Source organism: Acidovorax sp. sic0104 (genome assembly GCF_019219095.1).
Taxonomy (GTDB): domain Bacteria; phylum Pseudomonadota; class Gammaproteobacteria; order Burkholderiales; family Burkholderiaceae_C; genus Acidovorax.
In genome coordinates, this window is sequence record NZ_JAHUWH010000022.1 from 42034 (window position 1) to 63579 (window position 21546).

General features: G+C 66.8%; 20 protein-coding genes. 17 read left to right on the plus strand and 3 right to left on the minus strand.

Annotated features, from left to right (window positions below):
- Positions 1 to 241: 241 nt before the first annotated feature.
- The 5 genes from KW835_RS24005 to KW835_RS24025 are packed head-to-tail and all read left to right on the plus strand — an operon-like array spanning position 242 to position 6520.
- Entirely contained in the window at positions 242 to 1402 is a 1161-nt protein-coding gene (locus KW835_RS24005; RefSeq protein ID WP_218387068.1) for a flagellar biosynthesis protein FlhB, read from the plus strand.
- On the plus strand, positions 1399 to 3480 hold the full coding sequence (gene flhA / locus KW835_RS24010) for a flagellar biosynthesis protein FlhA (RefSeq protein WP_218387070.1): 2082 nt from the start codon (positions 1399 to 1401) through the stop codon (positions 3478 to 3480). The genes KW835_RS24005 and flhA overlap by 4 nt, the downstream gene beginning before the upstream one ends.
- Positions 3477 to 5012 carry a flagellar biosynthesis protein FlhF gene (flhF, locus tag KW835_RS24015; RefSeq protein WP_218387071.1) on the plus strand — a complete coding sequence of 512 codons (1536 nt, stop codon included), beginning with the start codon at positions 3477 to 3479 and terminating at the stop codon, positions 5010 to 5012. The genes flhA and flhF overlap by 4 nt, the downstream gene beginning before the upstream one ends.
- On the plus strand, positions 5005 to 5802 hold the full coding sequence (locus tag KW835_RS24020; RefSeq protein WP_218387073.1) for a hypothetical protein: 798 nt from the start codon (positions 5005 to 5007) through the stop codon (positions 5800 to 5802). Before flhF ends, KW835_RS24020 begins: the two co-directional genes overlap by 8 nt.
- A 4-nt stretch (positions 5803 to 5806) precedes the next feature.
- Positions 5807 to 6520 carry an RNA polymerase sigma factor FliA gene (locus tag KW835_RS24025; RefSeq protein ID WP_218387075.1) on the plus strand — a complete coding sequence of 238 codons (714 nt, stop codon included), beginning with the start codon at positions 5807 to 5809 and terminating at the stop codon, positions 6518 to 6520.
- A gap of 261 nt (positions 6521 to 6781) precedes the next feature.
- On the opposite strand, the gene KW835_RS24030 is transcribed toward KW835_RS24025, so the two are convergent.
- The 3 genes from KW835_RS24030 to flgA all read right to left on the minus strand — a co-directional run bounded on the left by KW835_RS24030 (position 6782) and on the right by flgA (position 8463).
- Entirely contained in the window at positions 6782 to 7156 is a 375-nt protein-coding gene (locus tag KW835_RS24030) for a hypothetical protein (RefSeq protein WP_218387077.1), read from the minus strand.
- An 80-nt stretch (positions 7157 to 7236) separates the two neighbouring features.
- On the minus strand, positions 7237 to 7557 hold the full coding sequence (gene flgM, locus KW835_RS24035) for a flagellar biosynthesis anti-sigma factor FlgM (protein WP_218387079.1): 321 nt from the start codon (positions 7555 to 7557) through the stop codon (positions 7237 to 7239).
- Between the two features lie 93 nt (positions 7558 to 7650).
- Complete coding sequence (gene flgA / locus KW835_RS24040; RefSeq protein ID WP_218387081.1) at positions 7651 to 8463, minus strand: flagellar basal body P-ring formation chaperone FlgA; 813 nt, start codon at positions 8461 to 8463, stop codon at positions 7651 to 7653.
- Between the two features lie 239 nt (positions 8464 to 8702).
- On the opposite strand from flgA, the gene flgB reads away from it, so the two are divergent.
- From flgB to KW835_RS24100, 12 genes are all read left to right on the plus strand, one after another.
- Positions 8703 to 9164 carry a flagellar basal body rod protein FlgB gene (gene flgB, locus KW835_RS24045; protein ID WP_218387082.1) on the plus strand — a complete coding sequence of 154 codons (462 nt, stop codon included), beginning with the start codon at positions 8703 to 8705 and terminating at the stop codon, positions 9162 to 9164.
- A gap of 40 nt (positions 9165 to 9204) precedes the next feature.
- Positions 9205 to 9609: a flagellar basal body rod protein FlgC gene (flgC, locus tag KW835_RS24050; RefSeq protein WP_218387083.1), complete on the plus strand. Its 405-nt coding sequence runs from the start codon at positions 9205 to 9207 to the stop codon at positions 9607 to 9609.
- Between the two features lie 15 nt (positions 9610 to 9624).
- Positions 9625 to 10284 (plus strand): flagellar hook assembly protein FlgD, encoded by a 660-nt coding sequence (locus KW835_RS24055; RefSeq protein ID WP_218387086.1) that lies wholly within the window; start codon positions 9625 to 9627, stop codon positions 10282 to 10284.
- A 37-nt stretch (positions 10285 to 10321) separates the two neighbouring features.
- On the plus strand, positions 10322 to 11602 hold the full coding sequence (gene flgE, locus KW835_RS24060; RefSeq protein ID WP_218387087.1) for a flagellar hook protein FlgE: 1281 nt from the start codon (positions 10322 to 10324) through the stop codon (positions 11600 to 11602).
- A 158-nt stretch (positions 11603 to 11760) separates the two neighbouring features.
- Positions 11761 to 12501, plus strand: coding sequence for a flagellar basal-body rod protein FlgF (gene flgF / locus KW835_RS24065; protein WP_218387088.1), 741 nt, complete (start codon positions 11761 to 11763; stop codon positions 12499 to 12501).
- A gap of 40 nt (positions 12502 to 12541) precedes the next feature.
- Positions 12542 to 13324: a flagellar basal-body rod protein FlgG gene (flgG, locus tag KW835_RS24070; protein ID WP_218387089.1), complete on the plus strand. Its 783-nt coding sequence runs from the start codon at positions 12542 to 12544 to the stop codon at positions 13322 to 13324.
- Between the two features lie 23 nt (positions 13325 to 13347).
- The gene (locus KW835_RS24075; RefSeq protein ID WP_218387090.1) at positions 13348 to 14037 is read left to right on the plus strand and encodes a flagellar basal body L-ring protein FlgH; all 690 of its coding nucleotides are present in this window, start codon (positions 13348 to 13350) and stop codon (positions 14035 to 14037) included.
- A gap of 432 nt (positions 14038 to 14469) precedes the next feature.
- On the plus strand, positions 14470 to 15621 hold the full coding sequence (locus KW835_RS24080; RefSeq protein ID WP_370633683.1) for a flagellar basal body P-ring protein FlgI: 1152 nt from the start codon (positions 14470 to 14472) through the stop codon (positions 15619 to 15621).
- A gap of 153 nt (positions 15622 to 15774) precedes the next feature.
- On the plus strand, positions 15775 to 16695 hold the full coding sequence (flgJ, locus tag KW835_RS24085; RefSeq protein ID WP_218387091.1) for a flagellar assembly peptidoglycan hydrolase FlgJ: 921 nt from the start codon (positions 15775 to 15777) through the stop codon (positions 16693 to 16695).
- Positions 16696 to 16834: 139 nt separating this feature from the next.
- Positions 16835 to 18811: a flagellar hook-associated protein FlgK gene (gene flgK / locus KW835_RS24090; RefSeq protein WP_218387092.1), complete on the plus strand. Its 1977-nt coding sequence runs from the start codon at positions 16835 to 16837 to the stop codon at positions 18809 to 18811.
- 31 nt (positions 18812 to 18842) lie between these two features.
- A complete protein-coding gene (gene flgL / locus KW835_RS24095) occupies positions 18843 to 20096 on the plus strand; it encodes a flagellar hook-associated protein FlgL (protein WP_218387093.1) in 1254 nt (417 codons plus the stop codon).
- Positions 20097 to 20164: 68 nt separating this feature from the next.
- A complete protein-coding gene (locus KW835_RS24100) occupies positions 20165 to 21394 on the plus strand; it encodes an HDOD domain-containing protein (RefSeq protein WP_218387095.1) in 1230 nt (409 codons plus the stop codon).
- Positions 21395 to 21546: the final 152 nt, after the last annotated feature.

Consider the following 21546-nt stretch of genomic DNA (forward strand, 5'->3'; position numbering starts at 1 on the left):
AGTCGCCTCCGGCGCCTTCCCCCCGAGGGGGGGCGCACCCGGTGGACTGGCAAAGCCAGATCCACGGGTGCACTGGTCTGGCGCGCCAGTTTCAAAGGCCGCACGTAGCACGGGTTGCCCGCTGCGTTTGAGGCTCGAAAAGCCTCCGCCCCTCTGAAAAGCGGGCATCGCCGCCCCCTTATCCAGCTTTAGATTTCCGGGTCGCTCACGACAATGGCATGGCACCAGCCGTCATGCCATCATGGAATCCAGCCAAGAGAAAAACCTACCCGCGTCAGAGCGCAAACTGCAAAAAGCGCGCGAAGACGGACAGGGTGCGCGCTCGCGCGACCTCTCCCATCTGGCGATCCTGGGCGCGGGCGCTGGCTGCATGCTGGTGCTGGCTCCGGCGCTCATGGACCACATGCAGTTGGCCATGAGCCGGCAGCTCGCGTTCGACTCTGCCATCGTGATGGCGCCCGGCACCATGCTCAAGCGGCTGTCGGACATGGTGGTCATCGGCATGATCGCCAGCTCCGTGTTCGCCATCCTCACCAGCAGCGCGGCCCTGATCAGCGCCATCGGCGCGGGCGGCTGGATCATGAGCAGCAAGCCCATCTCGCCCCAGTTCAACCGGCTCAACCCGATCTCGGGCGTGGCCAACCTGTTCTCCAAGCAGCAGATGGCCAACGTGGCCAAGATGGTGCTGATGACCGCGATCCTGAGCTATGTGGCCTGGAAGTTCATGGGCAACAGCATCGAGTCCGTGGCCATGCTGGTGCTGCAGCCCTCGCCCGTCGCCATCCGGCAGCTCGCGGACTGGCTCACATCCGGCATGAGCCTGCTGCTGCTCGTCGTCTTCCTGGCCGCGCTGGTGGACGTACCCCTGCAAGCCTACTTCTTCAAGTCGCGCCTGAAGATGTCGCACGAGGAAGTCAAGCAGGAGCACAAGGAATCGGACGGCAACCCGCACATCAAGGGCCGCATCCGCCAGAAGCAGCGCGAGATCGCCGAGCGCGCCAGCGTCGCGGCCGTGCCCAAGGCCGACTTCGTGGTGATGAACCCCACCCACTATGCCGTGGCGCTCAAGTACGACGAGAAAACCATGAACGCGCCCCAGGTGATCGCGCGCGGCACCGACCTCATCGCCATGAAGATCCGCGACGTGGCCCGGGAGCACCAGGTGCCCGTGCTGCAGTCACCCATGCTGGCACGTGCGCTGTACGCCCATGCCGAGCTCGACCAGGCCATCCCCGCCACGCTGTACACCGCCGTGGCCCAGGTGCTGGCCTACGTATACCGCCTCAAAGCCGCGCTGCGTGGCGAAGGCCGCATGCCCGACACCCTGGAAGAACCCTTCGTTCCTCCAGAGCTTGATCCGCTGAACCGCACCACGTCCACCGTGCAAGGCGCCGCCGTATGAACACATCCGTCAATTCGATGAAGCAATGGGCCGGCAGCAACGCCAGCGCGCTCCAGGGCTTGTCGGCACCGCTGCTGGTGGTGGCCATCCTCGCCCTGATGGTGCTGCCCATTCCACCGTGGCTGCTCGATGCGTTCTTCACGCTCAACATCGCCGTCGCGCTGATGGTGATGATGGTGGCGGCCTACATGGTTCGCCCGCTCGATTTCGCAGCCTTCCCCTCGGTGCTGCTGCTGACCACGCTGATGCGCCTGTCGCTGAACGTGGCCTCGACCCGCGTGGTGCTGCTTGAAGGCCACACCGGCCCAGGCGCCGCGGGTGCGGTGATCGAGGCCTTCGGCCACTTTCTGATCGGCGGCAACTTCGCGGTGGGGCTGATCGTGTTCGCGATCCTGGTGGTGATCAACTTCGTGGTGGTGACCAAGGGCGCAGAGCGCATCGCCGAAGTCTCGGCCCGCTTCACGCTGGACGCCATGCCCGGCAAGCAGATGGCGGTGGACGCCGACCTGAACGCCGGCCTGATCGACGAGAAGGAAGCCAAGCGCCGCCGCGCCGAAGTATCGGAGGAGGCGAATTTCTTCGGTTCGATGGACGGCGCCTCCAAGTTCGTGCGCGGCGACGCCATCGCCGGCATCCTGATCCTGATCATCAACATCGTGGGCGGCTTTGCCATCGGCGTGCTGCAGCACAACCTGTCGGCAGGCCAGGCCGCCGACAGCTACATCCTGCTGGCCATCGGCGATGCGCTGGTGGCGCAGATCCCAGGCCTCTTGATCTCGGTGGCTGCGGCCATGGTGATCTCGCGGGTCGGCAAGGACCAGGACATGGGGCGCCAGATCGTGGCGCAGTTGTTCATGTCGCCCCGCGTCGTTGGCGTCACGGCCGGCATCCTGCTGCTGCTGGGCATGATCCCCGGCATGCCGCACATGGTGTTCCTGACAATGGGTGGTCTCATGGGCTACGGTGCCTGGCTGCTGTATGAGCGCCAGAAGGTGCCGCCCGAGGTCGAAGCCCCTCCCGCCCCCGTGGCCGACGGCGAAGCTACCTGGGACGATCTGCAGCCCGTGGACCTGCTGGGCCTGGAGCTGGGCTACCGCCTCATCAGCCTGGTGGACAAGAGCCGCCAGGGCGATTTGCTCACCCGCATCAAGGGCGTGCGCCGCAAGTTCGCGCAGGAGGTAGGCTTCCTGCCTCCGGCCGTGCACGTGCGCGACAACCTGGAGCTCAAGCCCAGCGGCTACCGCATCACCCTGCGCGGCGTGGTGGTGGGCGAAGGCGAAGCCTTCCCCGGCATGTTCCTGGCCATCAACCCCGGCGGCATCACCACGCCGCTGATCGGCACCCCCACGACCGACCCCGCATTCGGCCTGCCCGCGCACTGGATCGACGACCGCCAGAAGGAAGCCGCACAAATGGCGGGTTTTACGGTCGTTGATTCCGAAACCGTGATGGCCACCCATTTGTCACACTTGATGCAAGTGCAGGCAGCCAAGCTTTTGAGCCGCACGGAAACCCAACAACTGGTGGAACACGTGGCCAAGCTGGCCCCCAAGCTCATCGAAGAAGTGGTCCCGAAAATGGTCTCCATCGCAACGTTCCAGAAGGTCCTGCAGCTGCTGCTGGAGGAATCTGTGCACATCCGCGATATCCGCACCATCATCGAGACGCTGGCCGAGTTCGCCGGCGGCATCAGCGACCCGGTCGAACTGGCCCGCCGCGTGCGCATTGCCCTGTCGCCCGCCATCGTCCAGCAGATCTACGGCCCGACGCGCGAGCTGAACGTCATCGCCATCGAACCCGGCCTGGAGCGCCTGCTGGTGCAAGCCCTGGGCAATGCCGCCGGCCCGGCGCTCGACCCGGGAGTCGCAGACATCCTGACCCAGAAGGCTGCCGAAGTGGCCTTGAAGCAGGAAGAAATGGGCCTGCCAGCCTGCCTGCTGGTGCCCGACCAGATCCGCAATGCCATCTCCCGCCTGGTGCGCCGCGTCGCGCCCCGGCTGCAGGTGCTGGCACACAGTGAAATCCCCGAGACCCACACCATCCGCATTGGGCCGATCCTTAGAGGTGCATCAGCATGAACATCAAACGCTTTACAGCTCCCACATCGCGGGAGGCTCTGGCCAAGGCGCGCATGGCCTTTGGCGACGGCACGCTGATCCTGTCCAACCGCCCCACCGCCAACGGCGTCGAAGTGATGGCCACGGCGGAAGACACGCTCTCCGCCCTGGACGGTGGTGGTGCCGGTGGCGCCTCGTCGCACCCATCCAACCCACCCCTGCTCGCCCCCACGCCGGCCCGCAGCGCCCCGCAACGTGCAGCAAGCCAGAGCCCCAACCAGGCAGCCATGGCGGCGCTGTCGGCCCTGAACCGCAACCCGGTGGAAGAAGATACCGAGCAGTTGGCGATGAGCACGCTGTCCTTCCAGGACTACGTGCGCGAGCGCATGCTGCGCCGCCGCCATGAAGCGATCAACGGCCCGTCTGACGCGCCCACGCTGTCCGAACGCAGCCGCGACGAAGCGCCCGAGCGCGAGCGCATCGCCCCCACACCTGCCGTGGCGCGCCACAACCCGCTGCGCACCATCCCCATGGACCTGCCGCCCGAGCAGCCCCGCCGCCGCGCCGAGCCCTCCGTCAGCCAGGCCGTGCAGTCCGCCGCCCACCAGCAAAGCGTGATGACCGAACTGCACGCGATGAAGGAGCTGATCGAAGACCGCTTCAACACGCTGGCATGGCTGGGGCAGGCGCGACAGAACCCCATCCAGTCCAACCTGATGCTCAAGATGATCCGCGCGGGCTACTCGCCCTCGCTGGCCCGCGCCGTGCTGGAGCGCATGCCCGAAGAGCTCTCGGCCGCTGAATCGGTGCGCTGGCTGATGGAAGTGCTGGAGCGCAACCTCAGGACCGACCTGGCCGAGACCCCGCTGTACGAACAGGGCGGCATCTTCGCGATGGTGGGCGCCACCGGCGTGGGCAAGACCACCACCACCGCCAAGCTGGCAGCCATGTGCGCGCGCATCCACGGCCCCGGCAGCGTGGGCCTGATCACGCTGGACACCTACCGCGTGGGCGCACACGAACAACTGCGCACCTACGGGCGCATGCTGGGCATCGTGGCCCACCTGGCGCACGACCGTGCCGCGCTGCAGGACCTGCTGGGCCTGCTGTCGGGCAAGAAAATGGTGCTCATCGACACGACCGGCGTCGCCCCGCGCGACCCGCGCAAGCGCGACATGCTGGACGTGCTGGACCTGCCGCACGTCAACCGCCTGCTGGTGCTCAACGCCGGCTGCCACGGCGACACGCTGGACGATGTGCTCACCGGCTTCAAGACCGACGGCTCGCAGCAGGCCATCCTGTCCAAGGTGGACGAAGCCGTCAAGCTCGGCCCCGCGATCGACGCGCTCATCCGCCACCAGATGGTGCTGCGCGGCGTGACCAACGGCCAGCGTGTGCCCGAGGACTGGGAACGCGCCGATGCGCACAGGCTCATCAACACATCGATGCGCGCGCCGGTCAAGTCGGCGTTCGACCCCAAGGCGAGCGATTTGAATTTCTTCTTCTCGCACTCGCCGGACGGCATCAACGAGCGGGGGCTGGTCGATGCTTGATATCGGATTTCACCAAGGCGCCAGCCTGCACAGCTTCACGCCGCAGTCCGAGCTGCGCGTGGTGGCAGTCGCCAGCCAGGACAACGCCGGCACAGGGCTCGAAGCCCTGTGGCAGGTCTGCGCCATCCTGCAGCGCCTGGGCCACCCCGTGGTGGTGCTGGACGGCACGGCGCAGGAGACCGACGACAGCCCCGGCTTGCTGCACCTGCTGCAGCAGGCACCATGGAACGACGGGGCTCACCTGAACATGGGCGCCAACGCCTCCTCGCTGGCGGTGATCCCGGCGGCCAAAGGCCTGCAGCTTGCCGCGCGCCGCGCTCAGACCAACGAAACCCCGCCCCTGCATGGTTTGCTGCCTTACTTCAGGACCTATGGCCTGATGGTGCTGCATGCGCCTGCGGCCATGCTGGGCCCGTTGCTCACGCACACTGCGACGATTCCGCTCGTGGTGATGGGCAACGATGCCCAAGGTGTGCTCCAGAGCTACAAGACCCTCAAGCAGATTGCGGTGGATACGGGCCTGCCGTGCATGGTGGCGGGCCTGCTGCACGGCAATACCGCCGCCGAGCGCAGGAAGATCCAAGGCGCCCTGCAGACGCTGCAGGAGTGCGCCGAACAGCACTTGTGCGGCCCCGTGCGCACCACGACCATCGCCACGCAAAGCCCGCAGGACCTGCAGCGCCTGGCCTTGCAACTGCTGGAAAATGCGGGCACTATCAGTGAATCGATGACGGCTCTTCCCACCCACAATCTGACAGGTGCGCCTGTCCATTTTGCCCGGAGCCACTGATCTGATGTACACCGCCAAAGGCCAGCTCGATCGTGACGCGATGATCCGCCAGCATGTTCCGCTGGTCCGCAGGATTGCGCACCACATGATCGCCAAGCTGCCCCCCAATGTGGAGCTGGACGATTTGATCCAGGTCGGCATGATGGGCCTGGCGGAGGCGCTGTCGCGCTACGAGGTGGCGCAGGGCGTGCAGTTCGAGACCTTTGCCACCCAGCGCATCCGCGGCGCCATGCTCGACGAGCTGCGCGAGGGCGACTGGATGAGCCGCAGCTCGCGCAAGAGCCAGAAAGACATCGAGCACGCGGTGCACCGCCTGGAGCAAAAGCTCGGCCGCAGCCCGCTCGAATCCGAGATCGCCGACGAAATGGGCATGGCCCTGGGCGAGTACCAGACCCTGCTGGGCAAGGTCCGCGGCACACAGCTGGTGTACCTGGAGGACATGACCCACAACGAGGACGATGACGGTTTCCTCGACCGCCACGTCGCGGACGGCGATGCCGACCCCATGGAAATGCTGCGCGACCAGCGGCTGAAGGTGTCTCTCGTCAACGCCATCAAGAGCCTGCCCGAGCGCGAGCAGCACATCATGGGCATGTACTACGAGCACGACATGAATCTCAAGGAGATCGCGGCTGTGCTGGGCGTGACCGAGTCACGGGTGTGCCAGCTGCACAGCCAGTCCATCGCACGGTTGCGGGCGAAGATGAGGGCGCACTAGCCGCTCCCCCCTGAGCGGCTGCGCCGCTTCCCCCTGAGGGGGACGCCATCCCTGGACTGGCGGAGCCAGATCCACGGTGGCACTGGTATTGGGCTGCGACCGTTTCGGCGGGCAGTGCGCAAGGCTAACTCCAACGTACTGAGCACCCGTTTGCTATCGACGGGATAGCTGCTTGCGCTTGACTGGCGGCAGATCGAGCCGTTCTAACCATTCATAACCAAGCGAGGCAAGCGCCAGCAGCTGTCTTTTTTGGGTTGCGACTCAACCCGCCGATTTGTAGATGCGTGCCACGCCAGGCTTGCCGGGCTGGGCGGCGCGACCGTCGCCGTAGGTGGCGGGGGTGCCCGCCTGGGGGATCATGCTGGCGACCTGGCGGTCGGCGTTGGCGGACAGGCGGGCGAGGCCGTCGCGGTGGTTGACCAGCATGTCGCTGATGGCGTCCACCCGTTTTTTCAATTGTGCAGGCAGGGGCAGGCCGCGCTGCGCAGACTGCTCCAGCGCATAGGTGAACTGCGCCGCTGCATCCCGCAGGGCGATGCTGTGCTTTTCCAGGGTTTGGGGATCTGCCGCAAGAAGCGCGGCGGAGACTTTTTCGATCAGCTGCTCAACAGCCGAGAGGGATTCTTCCAGCGACATGGCGCATTGTGCGATGAACCGTGCTGGTATGCCAAGTGATGATCAGTGCGCTCGGTGAACCCCGGCGTTCGTGGTGGGGTTCAACCGCGCGAGCGGGACAGGATTTCCTGGGCGTTGGAGAGCATCTTGTCGGCAATGGCATCAGCATCCACCGAGAACGTGCCCTTTTCGATCGCGGCGCGCACGGCCTTGACCTTGCTGGCATCGAAGTCGCCGGCCGTACGGGCCGACTGGTCCAGTGCCCGGGCGGCGGTCGACACGGTGACAGGCACACCGGCGGTCGACGCGGCCAGGGCGTCTTTTGCAGCTCCTTCAGCAGCGGTCGCAGGACTTTTGACTTGCTTGGCAAGCGTTGTCTGCGGCAACCCGCCCGGGAGTTCCGGTTTTTGACCTATCTTCATCGCTCTCTCCACCACCCCGTTCGATGTGGGGCACAGTAGCAATGTTTTCGACCCATTTCGCAAGGACTTTAGCGATTTATCGGGCTTCCGGCATCAAAGGGTAACGTCTATTGTCCCGTTTTCATTCACTGTTCCACTAATGATCCGGCCATTGTCCATGCGTATGCGCACAATCTGCCCTGCAGCACCGGCAGACATCGCCTGGCCTGCCGACGTGACGGCATAGCCCGGCCCCTGGGCCACCACCTTGACCTGAGCGCCTGCACGAAACAGGCTGGGAGCGCGCACCATGCTCTGGCGCAGCGCCTGCCCAGGAACCAGTTGGCGCGCCGCAATCTGCCCGACCCACATCTCGGGGTTGGCCATGACAGGCGCGGTCTCGGCAGCCCAATCCACCTCTGCTTCGGTAGCGTCCGCCGCCGTCAGGACGGTGCCAGGCGCCACGGCGCTCGTCAAAACCCACGCGGGTCCGAATGCCTTGACTGTAACCGGAAGATACACGTTCCAGGCCGTCTGCCCCTCGACGCAGCGCAGCCCCAGCCGGGTGCGCCCCCACAACCGGGAGCCCACCGGCAGATAGGGCTCGACGCGGGCGCAGGGCGCCAGCCGCAGCCGCGAATCCAGCGAGCCAACGCTCACTTCCATGCGCAGCGGCAATCCGGCAGGCTGGTTGCGGGTCAGGGCATCGTCCAGCCAGCGCTGGGTCAGCGGCCCCAGGTCCGCCGCCGGGTCCGCGGCCGACTGGGCGTGCGCGGCGCCCGCAGCGCACAGCGCCGCACCCAGCAACACCGCAGTTGCCAGGGCACTCCGCGCACCGGGGCGCGCCGCGCCCACAGGCCGGGCGTGCAATGCAGGCTGTGCACCGAAAGAAAAGGCGCAAGAGCGGGGAAACGAGATCGATGGCATGGGGGGCCTCCTGGGCATCGCGGGGGTGTCGCGAGTCTTCACGGGTCTTCGCGCGCAGGGTGGCAAAGACTATTTCACGACTGGAACTATAGGCAGGCCCGGTCCGCGCAAAACCCGAAACTGCGCGCCCATTTCCGGGTTCTTCGCGCTTTAGAAAAAAGCCGGTCTCTCCACAATCGAGCCACGCCGGAAAACCCCTGGACCGGCGTTTTTGCACCACTCCAGGGCACGAGGCCAACATGCTCGACAAGATGACCAACCGGCTGGACTTCCACGGCAACGCACTGATCCTGCGTTCCGAGCGCCAGCGTGCCATCGCCAGCAACATCGCGAACTCGGACACCCCTGGCTACGTGGCACGCGACTTCGAGTTCAGCGAAGCACTGAAGGAGGCCACGGGCGAGAGCAGCACGGGCGCCGGCTCGGGCTTCACGACCAAGCTCACCGCAGGCACGGTGGGCACCGCCGGCACCACCGACGCGCGCCACATGGCCCTGCCCGCCCGCCACATGAGCGGCGAGCTGGGTGCCAAGGGCACGCTGGGCTATGCCGTGCAGACCCAGCCCGCCCTGGACAACAACACCGTCGACCTGGACCGCGAACGCGCCAACTTCGTCGACAACGCTGTGCGTTACGAAGCCACGCTGCGCTTCATCAACGGCAACGCCAAGACCATGCTCAGCGCCATCCAGGGCCAGTAAGCAGCGGCACCCGCACACAGCGCAGAAAGCGAGTTACCCCATGTCCATGTTCTCCATCTTCAGCGTCTCGGGCAGCGCCGTCAGCGCGCAGTCGCAGCGGCTCAATGTGGTGGCCAGCAACCTGGCCAACGTCGATGCGGTGGCAGGCCCCGACGGCAAGGCCTACAAGGCGCGCCAGGTGATGTTCCAGACCGAGCCCATGGGCGCGGACAGCTCTGCCGGCGTGCGCGTGACCGGCATCAACGAAAGCAACACCCCCGGGCGCCGCGTGCACGACCCCAGCCACCCATCCGCCGACGAGCAGGGCTACGTGACGCACTCCAACGTCAATGCCGTGGAGGAGATGGTCAACATGATCTCCGCCTCGCGCTCCTACCAGAACAACGTCGAGGTCATGAACACAGCCAAGTCGCTGCTCCTCAAGACCCTGCAGATGGGCCAGTAACCAAAGGACGCCACCATGATCCTCAACTCCACCACCAGCGCCCCCACGGTCACCGACGCTACCGGCGGCACCAAGGCCAACGCCGCCACCGACCCCGCCGCAGCGCAGGACCGGTTTCTGAAGCTGCTCGTCGCGCAGCTGAACAACCAGGACCCGATGAACCCGCTGGACAACGCGCAGATGACCTCGCAGATCGCGCAGATCAACACCGTGACCGGCATCCAGCAGCTCAACCAGACCATGCAGAGCATGTCCGAACAGTTCAACTCGCTGCAGGTCATGCAAGGCACGGCGCTGATCGGGCGCAACGTGATGACCGAGGGCTCGAGCATCGCCGTGGCCGACAAGGTCGGCAAGGGCGGCTTCGAGCTGCCGTCGGCCGCCACCAACGTGAAGATCGAGGTCACCACCGCCGGTGGCCAGGTGGTGGACACCATCGACCTGGGCGCCAAGGCCGCAGGCCGCCACACCTTCGAGTGGGACGCCAGCAAGTACACCGGCGCCACCGATGCACTGCAGTTCCGCGTCAGCGCCGTCAACGGCTCGGCCAAGCTGTCCAGCACGCCGCTGGCGCTGTCCAAGGTCACGGCCGCAGGCGCCGAGGACGGCCAGCTCAAGCTGACCCTCGCCAACGGAAAAACCATCAGCTACAGCCAGATCAAGGCCCTGGTTTAACGGCCCAACCCCTCTATCGCCTCTCTAGGAGAACACCATGAGTTTTCAGCAAGGCCTGTCGGGCTTGAACGCCGCCAGCAAGAACCTCGACGTCATCGGGCACAACATCGCCAACTCCAACACCGTGGGGTTCAAGGCCTCGCGGGCCGAGTTCGCGGAGATGGTCGCTTCCGCCATCGGCTCGGCCGGCGGCACCAACGCCGGCATCGGGGTGGAGGTCGCCGCGGTGTCGCAGCAGTTCACGCAGGGCAACCTCACCATCACCGGCAACAGCCTGGACGTGGCCATCAACGGCAACGGTTTCTTCACGCTGACCATGCCCGACGGCACGCCTGCCTACACCCGCTCCGGCAACTTCAAGCTGGACAAGGAAGGCAACATGATCACCAACGACAACGCCAAGGTCATGGGCTTCCCGGTGGACCCGGTCACGGGCCTGCGCTCGGGCACCGACCCCATTCCGATGGTGTTCCCCACGTCCGAGCCGATTCCCGCCAAGCAGACCACCAAGATCACCGCCGCATTCAATCTGCCCGCGACGGCCACCGACGCCGCTGGCGACCCCGCCGCGACACCGCCCGTCCCCGCCACGCCGCGTGCCACCTACGGCACCTCCATCAACGTGTTCGACAGCCAGGGCGTGGCCAAACCGGTCAACCTGTACTTCCAGAAGACCGCGACCGACAACACCTGGGACGTGTACGACGCGCTCGACGACCCCACGGCCGTGCCTCCCGTGGTCGCCGCGCCCATCGGCCAGATCACGTTCGACAACAACGGCGCCATCACCGGCCCGGCCGCCACACCACCCGCCACCGGCTTCTCGCTGCCGCTCACCGTCAGCCCGACGCCGCCCAACCCCAACAACCTGCCGACCTACACGGTGGATGTCGGGCTGGACAAGGTGTCCCAGAGCGGCAACAAGTTCTCGGTGTCCAACCTGAGCCAGGACGGCTACACCACCGGCGAGCTGACCGGCATCAACATCGAGAACAACGGGATGATCATGACCCGCTACTCCAACGGCGTGACCCGCGCCGAAGGCCAGGTGGCGCTGTCGAGCTTTCGCAACACGCAGGGCCTGGCCTCGGTAGGCGGCAACAACTGGGTGGCCACGTTCGAATCGGGCCAGCCGGTGGTGGGCACCGCCACGGATGGCAACTTCGGTTCGCTGCGCTCGGGTGCCCTGGAAGACTCCAACGTCGACCTCACGGCCGAACTCGTGAACATGATGACCGCGCAGCGCGCCTACCAGGCCAACGCGCAGACGATCAAGACGCAAGACCAGGTGATGTCCACGCTCGTGAACTTGAGATGACCACATCCCCGGGCCGCCTGCGGCGTCTCCTCCTCGAGGGGGCGCCAGCGGCGGTCCGGCAAAGCCGGTTCCGCGGCGGCCGCTGGCCTACGCAGCGCCAGGCACCACCGCCGCGCGCAGGCCGAAGCCGTGGAAAACGTTGAAAGGAATATTGCACCATGGACCGCATCATCTACACCTCGATGACAGGCGCGAACGCGGCTGCCCACCGGCAGTCCGTGCTGTCCAACAACCTGGCCAACGCGTCCACGCAAGGCTTTCGCGCGGAGATGTCCACCTTCCGCTCCGTCCCCATGCAGGGCGACGGCTCCAAGACCCGCGTCTTCGCGCTCGAAGCGACCTCGGGCTATGTGAACACCCCCGGCCCGGTGCAGCGCACGGGCCGCAACCTCGACGCGATGGCCGCCGGCAACGCCTGGTTCGCGGTACAGGGCCTGGACGGCACCGAGGCCTACACCCGCGCGGGCAGCTTTGAAGTCTCGGCCACAGGCCAGCTGCTCACGCCCACCGGGCTGCCCGTGCTGTCCGACGGCGGCGCGCCCATCGACGTGCCGCCCGGGGCCGAGGTGTCCTTCGGCAGCGACGGAACCATCACCGCCAAGATCGCAGGCCAGGCCGCGCAGAACATCGGCCGCCTGAAGCTCGCCACCCCCACGGCGGAAGACCCGCTCAAGCGCGGCGACGACGGGCTGTTCCGCGCCACCTCGGGCGACCCCATGCCCAACGATGCCAATGCCCGCATGCTGTCCGGCGCGCTCGAAGGCTCCAACGTGAACCCGGTGGAGAGCATGGTCGGAATGATCGCCGCATCGCGCCAGTTCGAGCAGCAGATGCGCCTCTTGCAGACCGCCGAGACCAACGACAAGACCGCCAGCCAGCTGCTGAGCATGAACGGCTGAAGCGCACCGCACCGCTGCCACGCCACAAGGAAGCACCACCATGATCAACTCCCTCTGGATCGCCAAGACCGGCATGTCTGCCCAGCAGACCCAGCTCGACGTCATCTCGCACAACCTGGCCAACGTCTCCACCACCGGCTACAAGCGCAACAACGCGGTGTTCGAAGATCTGATCTACCAGAACCTGCGCCAGGTGGGCGCAGCGACCACGGAGCAGAACCAGCTGCCCACCGGCCTGCACCTGGGCCTGGGGGTGCGCACCGTGGCCACCAGCCGCAACTTCGTGCAGGGCAGCCTGCAGGAGTCGAAGAACAACCTGGATGTGGCCATCAACGGCAACGGCTTCTTCGAAGTGACCATGCCCGACGGCACCATCGGCTACACCCGCGACGGCTCGTTCCAGGTCGATGCCCAGGGCCGCATGGTCACATCGAGCGGCCTGCCCGTGGCCAACGGCATCACCGTGCCCGCCAACGCCACCAGCATCACCATCAGCGCCGACGGCGTGGTGTCGGCCACCGTGCCGGGCAACACGCAGCCACAGCCCCTGGGCAACCTGGCCATGGCCGCGTTCATCAACCCGGCCGGGCTGGAGCCCATCGGGCAGAACCTGTTCAAGGAATCCGCCGCATCCGGCCAGCCCCAGCAGGGCACGCCCGGCACCAACGGCCTGGGCATCCTCAAGCAAGGCTTCCTGGAAGCCTCCAACGTCAACGTGGTGGAAGAGCTGGTCACCATGATCCAGACCCAGCGCGCCTACGAAATGAATTCCAAGGCCATCCAGACCTCCGACCAGATGCTGGCCAAGCTCAGCCAGCTGTGACGATGACGACAGGAATCTTTGCCATGCTGCAGCCCACCCGCCTCATCACCCTGCCCGCCGCCATCGGTGCGCTGCTGCTCACCGGCTGCGCCACCATGTCGCCGCCCCCGCCCGTGGACATCCTGCCCACCACGCCACCACCCATCGCGCACGCGCCGCGCACGCCGCCACCGGTCACGGGCAGCCTGTTCCACAACGCGAGCTACCGTCCCGCGTTCGAAGACCGCCGCGCGCGCCTGGTGGGCGACAACGTGACGATCATGATCGTGGAGAACGTGACGGCGAGCCAGAAGTCCTCCTCCACGGTGGACCGCACCTCCGAAGCCAAGGCCGGCATCACCAACCTGCCCTTCGTGAAGAAGTCGCTGAGCGATGTCACCACGCTGGGCGCGGGCTCGGAGAACACCTTCTCCGGCAAGGGCGGCACCGAAAGCGCCAACACCTTCACCGGCTCGATCACCGCCACCGTGGTGGACGTGCTGCCCAACGGCCACCTGGTCGTGACGGGCGAAAAGCAGATCGGCGTAAACCAGAACGTGGATGTGCTGCGCTTCTCCGGCACCATCGACCCGCGCGCACTGCAGCCGGGCAGCATCGTGAACTCGACCCAGGTGGCCAACGTGCGCGTCGAATCGCGCGGCCGGGGCGCCCAGAACGAAGCGCAGGCCATGGGGTGGATGGGCCGGTTCTTCAATACCATCACGCCGTTCTAGAGGTTCCGGAGGTTCACCCCCTGAGGCGCTGCGCGCCTTCCCCCTCTCTCTACACGCTGCGCGCTACGGGAGGGGGACGCCGCCAGCGCGGCGGGGCGGCCCTTGCGCGGCGGCCCTCGCCTGGGGCGCGCCAGTTTTTGCGGGAGCGGGTTCGGAATGCGCCCGGGGCTCCAATACCGGGGGCATGGGACTTCGTACGTCTGGGCGCTGTAGCGCTCCCACTCCATCATTGCTACACAATTTATAGCTACTAGCGCTTATCCATCAAGCGGTAGAGGCTATTTTTATTCATATCCACCTCCCTCGCGCGGCACCGGCGCCTGCCTGGATTTCCGCGCGCCGCTGGCCGTTCCCCACCCATCCGGGAACGCACGCAATAAGCCGGTGAACCTGCTTCTTTTTGGGTTTTTGTTCCTGGCGGGGCCGACCACAATCGATGCCATGAAAGCCTTGTCCCATTCCCTCCTGCCACGCTCTGCGCGCGCGCTGTGGCTGCTGCTGGCCTTTGTGGCTGCTGGTGTGGCACTGCCCGCCCATGCGCTGCGCATCAAGGAAGTGGCCGCGGTGCAGGGCGTGCGCAGCAACCAGTTGACGGGCTACGGCCTGATCGTGGGGCTGGACGGCACGGGCGACCAGACGACGCAGATGCCCTACACCACGCAGGCGATGTCCAACTACCTGCAGCAGATGGGCATCAGCCTGCCGCCCAACGCGGCGTCGCAGCTGCAGCTCAAGAACGTGGCGGCCGTGATCGTCACCGCGCAGCTGCCGGCCTTCGCGCAGCCAGGGCAGATGATCGACGTGAACGTGTCGTCCATGGGCAATGCCAAGTCGCTCAAGGGCGGCACGCTGATCGTCACGCCGCTGCGCGGCGCCGATGGCGAGATCTACGCACTCGCCCAGGGCAACGTGGTGGTCGGCGGCGCAGGTGCCGCTGCCGGCGGCAGCAAGGTCCAGATCAACCACCTGAGCGCGGGCCGCGTGCCGCAGGGCGCACAGGTGGAGCGCGCCGTACCCACGCCGCTGAACGAGGGTGCGACCATCAACCTCGGGCTCAACGCCTCCGACTTCCAGGTGGCGCGCCGCGTGGCGCAGGCCATCAACGGCAAGCTGGGCAGCGGCCTGGCCACGGCGCTGGACGGCCGCACGGTGCAGGTGCGCGCACCCACCGACCCAGGTGCCCGCGTGGGCTTCATCGCCGACCTCGAAGAGCTGCAGCTCGAAGCCATGACGCCTGCCGCCAAGGTGGTCATCAACGCCCGCACGGGCTCCGTGGTGCTCAACCAGGCCGTCACGCTCGGGCCCTGCGCCATCGCGCACGGCAACCTGTCGATCACAATCAGCTCCACACCGGTCATCAGCCAGCCCAACCCGCTCTCGCAAGGGCAGACCGTGGTGGCGCAGCAAAGCGACATCCGCATCAATCAGGAGCCCGGCAACATCATCCAGATGCCGCCGTCGCCCCAGTTGGCGGACGTGGTCAAGGCCCTGAACACGCTGGGTGCCACGCCCGGCGACCTGCTGGCCATCCTGCAGGCCATCAAGGCCGCCGGCGCGCTCAACGCCGAACTGGAAGTGATCTGACATGAAGCACCCCCTGAGTCGCTTCGCGCCTTCCCCCTCTCCTTCGGGAGGGGGACGCACCCGGTGGCCTGGCAAAGCCAGTTCCACGGGGGCACTGGCCTGCGCCGCGCCAGATTCACGGCCAGCGGGTAGCCCAACGCAAGAGGCTTGACCATGGCCCTTACCGTCCCCTCGTCCGGTAGCACCACCAGCACGTCCAACGCGCTGGCGGTGGACATCCGCTCGCTCAATTCGCTCAAGTACGACGCGGGCACGGCCAACAACGCGCAGACCACGCGCGAGGTCGCCAAGCAGTTCGAGTCGCTGTTCATGCGCGAGCTGATCAAGAGCATGCGCGACGCTACGATGAAGTCCGGCCTGATGGAAGGCGAGCAGGCCAACCTGGGCCAGGACATGCTCGACCAGCAGCTGTCGGTGAGCATGGCCGGCATGCAGGGCGGCCTGTCCGAAGCCATCGCGCGACAGCTGTCGCGCCAGATGGGCGGCGCCGACACCACCTTCTCCGTACCGTCCACGCTGAGCCTGCAGCGCAGCCTGCCCGGTGCCACGGCACCCGCAGCCAGCACGCCCCCCGAAGCCACCCAGCAGGCCCCCAAGGGCCGCGAAGGCTTTGTGCAGCACCTCTCGGGCACCGCAGAGCGCGTGGCCCAGGACAGCGGCATCCCGGCAAGCTTCATGCTCGGCCAGGCTGGCCATGAGACCGGCTGGGGCAAGAGCGAGATCCGCCACAAGGACGGCTCCAATTCGTTCAACCTGTTCGGCATCAAGGCGGGCAAGGGCTGGACGGGCAAGGTGGCCGAGATCACGACCACCGAATACATCAACGGCAAGCCCCAGAAGGTGACGGCCAAGTTCCGTGCCTACGACTCGTACGAGGATTCGTTCCGGGACTACGCCCGCCTGATCAACGACAACCCGCGCTACGAAAAAGCCCAGGCGACCGCCAAGACCGGCTCGGCCGTGGCCTACGCTGCCGAGCTGCAAAGGGCCGGGTACGCGACGGACCCCGACTACGCCAGGAAGCTCAGCGGCGCCATCAACAGCGCCCTGCGCGCTCAACGGACGCAGGCATGACCGCCCCCCTGAGTCGCTTCGCGCCTTCCCCCCGAGGGGGACACACCCGGTGGCCTGGCCGAGCCAGTTCCACGGGTGCGCTGGCAGGGGCCGCGCCGGTTTCAACGGGCAGGCCCAGTTCTGCCATGCGAGGTACGCCATGAGTTTGCTCAACGTCGGCGCCCGCGCTCTGCTGGCCAACCAGGTGGCCCTGCAGACTGCGGGCCACAACATCGCCAACGTCAACACCCCCGGCTATTCGCGCCAGACCGTGGTGCTGCAGACCGTGCAGGGCCAGTTCACCGGCGGCGGCTACATCGGCCAGGGCGTGGACGTGCAGACCATCCTGCGCAACCAGAGCGAGCTGCTCACGCGCCAGTCGGCCACGGCCGGCTCGGTGCAGTCGGCCGACATCGTGCGCGCCGAGCGCCTGCGCCAATTGCAGGAAGTGTTCAGTGGCGGCACCGCCGGCCTGGGCGCGGCCATCAACGACATGATGAACGCGCTCTCGGACGTGGTGAGCGCCCCCACCGACATCACCGCCCGCACGGTGGTGCTCACGCGCATGGACGAGACAGCCGCACGCATGCGCTCGGCCGCCGACCGGCTCAACGAGATCCAGTACACGGTCACCGAGCAGCTGGGCAGCAGTGTCACCGCCGTGAACAGCCTGGCCAAGCAGATGGCCAGCATCAACGAGCAGATTGCCCGTGCCAAGGGCAACGGGCAGACACCCAACGACCTGCTGGACCAGCGCGACCAGGTCATCCGCGACATCAACCAGTACATCCAGACCACGCAGATCCCTGCGGACGACGGCACCGTGGGCCTGTTCGTGGCCGGCAGCCAGCCGCTGGTGCTGGGCACCACGGCCACCAGCCTGTCGGTGGACGACGCGACCGCCTTCCCCGGCAGCGGGCAGATCAAGCTGTTCTTCAACCGCCCCGGTTCGCCGTCCATCGAGATGGACGAGAACGTGTTGGGCGGCGGGTCGATGTCGGGCCTGCTGCGCTTCAACAACAACGACCTGTCCGAAGGCCGCAACCTGCTGGGCCGCATGGCGATGGCCATCGGCATGACGATGAATGACCAGCAGAACCTGGGCCTCACGCTCGACGGAGCACTGGGCAAGGACCTGTTCGCAGTGCCCACCAGCATGCCCGGCCACACCAACGGTGCGGGTGTGGGCACCGTCTCGTTCACCGGACCCACGCAGTTCGCGGCCTCCGACTACGAGATCCGCTTCACCACCGGCACCGCCGGCCAGGTCGTGCGCCTGTCGGACGGCAAGTCCACCCCGTTCACCGACGCCGCCAACCTGGCAACGCTGCAGATCGACGGGCTCAACTTCAACCTGACCACTCCCGGCAACCCCGGCGAGCGCATGCTGTTCAAGCCGTTCAGCACCGCGGCGAGCAACATCCAGGCGCTGGTGTATTCGCCGCGCGACCTGGCGGCCGCCAACCCGATCAACGCGGCCATGGGCACGTCCAACGGCGGCACGCTGCAGCTGTCCAGCCTCAAGGCCACCGGCCTGCCCAATCCGCCCGGGCTGGTGCTGCCGCCCAACGCCAACCCCGCGGCCGTCCCCCCCATCCTGGGAGGCATACAGCTGCGGTTCACGGCCGGCCCGCCCACCACCTACGACGTGCTGGACCGCGGCACGGCGCCGCCCACCACCGTGGCTGCCGCGCAGCCCTACACGCCGGGCACGCCCATCAGCTACAACGGCTGGGAGATCAAGCTGCAGGGCACGCCCAACACGGGCGACACGGTCGTCATCGGCAATGCGTCCGACCCGCAGTACGGAGACACCTTCACCCGCAACTCGGGCAACGCCAGCGCCCTGATGGGCCTGCGCGACGTGAAGATGTTCGATGAATCCACCCTTTCGGACGGCTACGCCGGCGCCATCGCGCAGGTGGGCACCCGCACGCAGAGTTCTCTGTTCGCCGCCGAGCTGTCCACCACCATCGCGGCCAACCTGGAGCGCGACCGCACCGCGATCTCCGGCGTGAACCTGGACGAAGAGGCCGCCCGCCTGATCCAATACCAGCAGGCCTACCAGGCATCGTCCAAAATGATCCAGATCGCGCAGAACATCTTTGACTCGCTGATCCAGGGCCTGGGCCGCTGATGCCCGCACCGTACAGAGCTAGGAGCCTCCCATGAGCAGCAGCATCTACCGCCTTGGCACCGCCAACATGTACGACAACGCCCTGCGCAACCTGGGCACGCGGCAGACCAACCTGTCCAACCTGCAGGAAAACCTCACGTCCGGCAAGCGTGTGGTGCGCGCCAGCGACGACCCCGTGTCGGCCGCGCAGGCAGAGCGCGCCATCAACCGTCTGGCACGCATCCAGACAGAGCAGCGCGCGCTGGAAACCCAGCGCAACGCCATCGCGCAGGCCGAGTCGGCGCTGGGCGACGCGGTGGACCTGGTGCAGAACTTTCGCGAACTGGTGGTGAACGCCGGCAGTGCCGCCCTCACGCCCAACGACCGTGCCACCATCGCCAACCAGCTGCAGGGCCTGCGCGAGCAGCTGGTCGAGGTGGCCAACCGCAAGGACACCAACGGCATTCCGCTGCTGGGTGCGCTGGGCAGCGCGCTGGCGCCCTTCCTGGGGCCGCTGAGCAGCTCGCCCGACTACAGCTTCAACGGGTTGCCCGGGCAGGCCGCGAGCAGCGGCGTGACCATTCCGGGCACGCTGGACGGCGAGGCCGCGTTCATGTTCGACCCGCAACGCGACGGGGTGTACACCGCTGGCGTAAGCGCCATTCCGAGCAGCCGCTTCCTGAACACCACGGCCATCAAGCCCGTGGACACCAGCCTGGTGACGGGCGACAACTACACGATCGCCTTCAGCGCCGTGGGGCCGGGCGCCACGCCGGGCACCACCACTGCCACCTACACCATCACCAACACCACCACGGGCGCCGTTTCGGCCCCGGTGACGGTGCCGGACTTTCCGTCCGACAAGCCCATGAACGTCACCGTCGCCGGAGTGCCGGGACTGACCTTCGACATCAAGGGCACGCCAGCCAACGGCGACACCATCACTCTGGCGCCCAGCCCGAGCATGTTCAGCACCATGGACGCCGCCATCCGCGACATCCGCAATGCCCCGGACAGCAACGCGGCAGCCCAGGCGGTGGGCCAGGCGCTGGGCAACATGGACATCGGCCTGGAGCGCCTGCACAACATGCGCGGCTACGCGGGCGAGCTGCTCAACCGCGCGGACCGCATCACGGGGGATCAGGAAAAGCGCTCCGTCCAGCTGGAGGGCGACCGCTCGCGGGCGGAGGATCTCGATATGATCCAGGGCATATCGGACTTCCAGAATCAGCAGGTGGGCTATGAGGCTGCGCTCAAGTCCTACGCGCAGGTTCAGAAGCTCTCCCTGTTCAACTTCATCAGTTAAAGCGGGCCTGCCCGCGCCGCGCGGCGCAAGACAACAGGCCCCAGCGACGAGACAACGCCTGAGAGCACATGGTCCAATCTGTCCTTGGCAGCCTGATTCTGGGCTATCGCCCCCTGTGGAACCGGGCCCGCAAACTGGCCGGCATCCAGCTGTACGCGAACAACAACGACGCGTCGGTGGTGGTCGATGCGCCCCACCTGCTGCGCACGCTGCAGGAGCTGTGGTCCGCCAGCTCCCCTCCCATCCTTCTGTCACCCCAGAACCGCCAGCTGCTGTGCGACATGCTCGAGCACGCGCCCCGTGGCGCGCCCTGGATCGAGGTGCGTGGCGAATGGCTGGCCGACTCCGCCATCTTCACCCGCGTGAAGGCAGCGCACCAGCGCGGCCTGCGGCTGGTGTGGCGCGGAGAGCTGGGCAAGCTGCCCGAGCCCGAGGTGGCCCAGTGCTTCGACAACAGCCTCTTGAGCCTGCGGCCCGAAGACGCCGTGGCGGCCTTGAAACCCCCGGCTCCGGGGCGCCCGGGCGGCCCGGTTCCCCGTTCCGCCCCGCCGATCCTGGCCGGGCAGATGTATGAAGGCATTGCCAGCCGCGCGCTCATGGAACGCTGCCTGGACGAGCACAACGCCATGGCGCTGGCCGGCTGGCCCGCCGAAGACGTGCTCTACAGCCTGCGCCATCACCCCCAGCAACCGTCGCACGCGGTGATCTTCAAGCTCATGAAGGCCATCGACGCCGAACAGTCGCTCGAGACCTTCGAGGCCATCATGGGCGAAGACCCGCTGCTGGCCTACCGCTTCATGGTCTACACCAACTCGGCCGCCCTGGGGCTGCGCACCGGCATCGACTCGCTGCGCCGGGGCCTGGTGATGATGGGCTACGGATCCATCAAGCGCTGGCTGTCCGACCAGTTGCCGCACGCCAGCACCGACCCCAACATGAACCCGGTGCGGGAGGCCATGGTGATGCGCGCCGAGCTCACCGCCCATCTGCTCGATGCCGGCATCGAGAACGACCTGCGCCGCGAGATCTATCTGTGCGGCCTGGTGTCGCAACTGGATGACCTGCTCGGCGAGCCCCTGGGCACCATCCTGCGCCGCCTGCCCCTGTCCGAGCGCATCTACGACGCCACCGTGCTGCGCACCGGCCCGTATGCCGCCGGACTGCAGATGGCCTGCGCACTGGAGACAGACGACGCCAGCGCCATCCGGCAGCTGTGCGAGACCCACGAAATGGACCTCGAAGAAGTCAACCGCGCGTTGCTGCGGGTGCTGTCGGATCTCGAAGTGGAAAGGAAATAGGCTCCCCCTGAGCCGCTGCGCGTCTTCCCCCTGAGGGGGACGCCACCGGTGGCCCGGCAAAGCCGGATCCACGGTGGCACTGGCGCAAGGGCACGCCCGTATTTGCGGGCGGCGGGAAACGGAGCACCGGGCTTGGTGCGGGGTTGGCTTGC